Origin of the sequence: Pseudomonas sp. NPDC087626, from assembly GCF_044743405.1 — a bacterium.
In the GTDB taxonomy this organism is placed as follows: Bacteria; Pseudomonadota; Gammaproteobacteria; order Pseudomonadales; family Pseudomonadaceae; genus Aquipseudomonas.
In genome coordinates, this window is sequence record NZ_JBIUWJ010000069.1 from 1 (window position 1) to 2303 (window position 2303).

A 2303-nucleotide genomic window follows, 5' to 3' on the forward strand; every position below is an offset into this window, starting at 1 on the left:
CAGGAAGCTCGTCGTAAGCGGCAGGCGAAGCTGAAACAATGAGGCTTTGGCAATGCAATACAATCTCACCAGGATCGACCCGGATGCTCCTAACGAGCAGTACCCGATCGGCGAGCGGGAAACCGTTTCCGATCCGTTAGAAGATCAAGTCCACAAAAACATCTACATGGGCAAGCTCGAAGACGTGCTGAACGGCGCGGTCAACTGGGGACGTAAGAACTCCCTGTGGCCGTACAACTTCGGCCTTTCGTGCTGCTACGTGGAAATGACCACTGCCTTCACGGCGCCCCACGACATCGCGCGCTTTGGCGCCGAGGTTATCCGGGCATCGCCGCGCCAGGCGGATTTCATGGTTATCGCCGGTACCTGCTTCATCAAGATGGCGCCGATCATTCAGCGTCTCTACGAGCAAATGCTCGAGCCGAAGTGGGTAATCTCCATGGGCTCGTGCGCCAACTCCGGTGGCATGTACGACATCTACTCCGTGGTTCAGGGAGTGGACAAGTTCCTGCCCGTGGACGTCTACGTGCCTGGCTGCCCGCCCCGCCCTGAAGCTTTCCTGCAAGGCCTGATGCTGCTGCAGGAGTCGATTGGCCAAGAGCGTCGCCCGCTTTCCTGGGTCGTCGGCGATCAAGGCGTGTACCGCGCCGAGATGCCTTCGCAAAAGGAACAGCGCCGCGAACAGCGAATCGCAGTCACCAACCTGCGCAGCCCCGACGAAGTCTGATCCAGATCTGTTCCTGCAAAGAAACCGAAAACTGGCTTCATTCTTTACGTTGACCGAAAGCGATAAATAACCATGACTACAGGCAGTGCTCTGTACATCCCGCCTTACAAGGCAGACGACCAGGATGTGGTCGTCGAACTGAACAACCGCTTTGGCCCTGAGGCATTCACTGCCCAGCCTACCCGCACCGGCATGCCGGTGCTTTGGGTTGCCCGTGCCAAACTCGTCGAAGTCCTGACCTTCCTGCGCAACCTCCCCAAGCCGTACGTCATGCTCTATGACCTGCATGGCGTGGACGAGCGTCTGCGCACCAAGCGTCAAGGGCTGCCTGGCGGCGTCGACTTCACCGTGTTCTACCACCTGATGTCGATCGAACGTAATAGTGACGTAATGATCAAGGTCGCCTTGTCCGAGAGCGACCTCAGCGTGCCGTCCGTCACCAGCATCTGGCCCAACGCCAACTGGTACGAACGTGAAGTCTGGGACATGTACGGCATCGACTTCAAAGGTCACCCGCACCTGTCGCGCATCATGATGCCGCCGACCTGGGAAGGTCACCCGCTGCGCAAGGACTTCCCGGCCCGTGCCACCGAGTTCGACCCGTTCAGCCTGACCCTGGCCAAGCAACAGCTTGAGGAAGAAGCCGCGCGCTTCAAGCCTGAAGACTGGGGCATGAAACGTTCCGGGGCGAATGAGGACTACATGTTCCTCAACCTGGGTCCCAACCACCCTTCGGCTCACGGTGCGTTCCGCATCATCCTGCAGCTGGACGGCGAAGAGATCGTCGACTGCGTACCGGACATCGGCTACCACCACCGTGGTGCCGAGAAAATGGCCGAGCGTCAGTCCTGGCACAGCTTCATCCCGTACACCGACCGTATCGACTACCTCGGCGGCGTGATGAACAACCTGCCGTACGTGCTCTCGGTCGAGAAGCTGGCCGGCATCAAGGTGCCCGAGAAGGTCGACGTCATCCGCATCATGATGGCCGAGTTCTTCCGGATCACCAGCCACCTGCTGTTCCTGGGTACCTACATCCAGGACGTCGGCGCCATGACCCCGGTGTTCTTCACCTTCACCGACCGCCAGAAGGCGTACACGGTGATCGAAGCCATTACCGGCTTTCGCCTGCACCCAGCCTGGTACCGCATCGGCGGTGTCGCCCACGACCTGCCACGCGGCTGGGAAAAACTGGTCAAGGACTTCGTTGAATGGCTGCCAAAGCGCCTCGACGAGTACACCAAGGCCGCCCTGCAGAACAGCATCCTCAAGGGCCGGACCATCGGCGTCGCTGCCTACAACACCAAAGAGGCCCTGGAATGGGGCGTCACCGGTGCCGGCCTGCGTTCCACCGGTTGCGATTTCGACCTGCGCAAGGCGCGTCCGTACTCGGGCTACGAGAACTTCGAGTTCGAAGTCCCGCTGGCAGCCAATGGCGATGCCTACGACCGCTGCATGGTGCGCGTCGAAGAAATGCGCCAGAGCATCAAGATCATCGACCAGTGCATGCGCAACATGCCGGAAGGCCCGTACAAGGCGGATCACCCGCTGACCACGACGCCTCCTAAAGAGCGCA

General features: G+C 60.1%; 2 protein-coding genes. Both read left to right on the plus strand.

Annotation, left to right across the window (positions count from 1 at the left end):
• Positions 1 to 52 precede the first annotated feature (52 nt).
• A complete protein-coding gene (locus tag ACIOVD_RS27845; protein ID WP_093421209.1) occupies positions 53 to 727 on the plus strand; it encodes an NADH-quinone oxidoreductase subunit B family protein in 675 nt (224 codons plus the stop codon).
• Between the two features lie 72 nt (positions 728 to 799).
• Positions 800 to 2303: NADH-quinone oxidoreductase subunit C/D (gene nuoC, locus ACIOVD_RS27850; protein ID WP_401131382.1), on the plus strand; the 1504-nt coding region annotated here is incomplete at its 3' end.

Excerpts from the sequence above, each read along its gene's own strand:
- ACIOVD_RS27845 (WP_093421209.1), top strand. The coding sequence starts at position 53 with ATGCAATACAATCTCACCAGGATCGACCCGGATGCTCCTAACGAGCAG.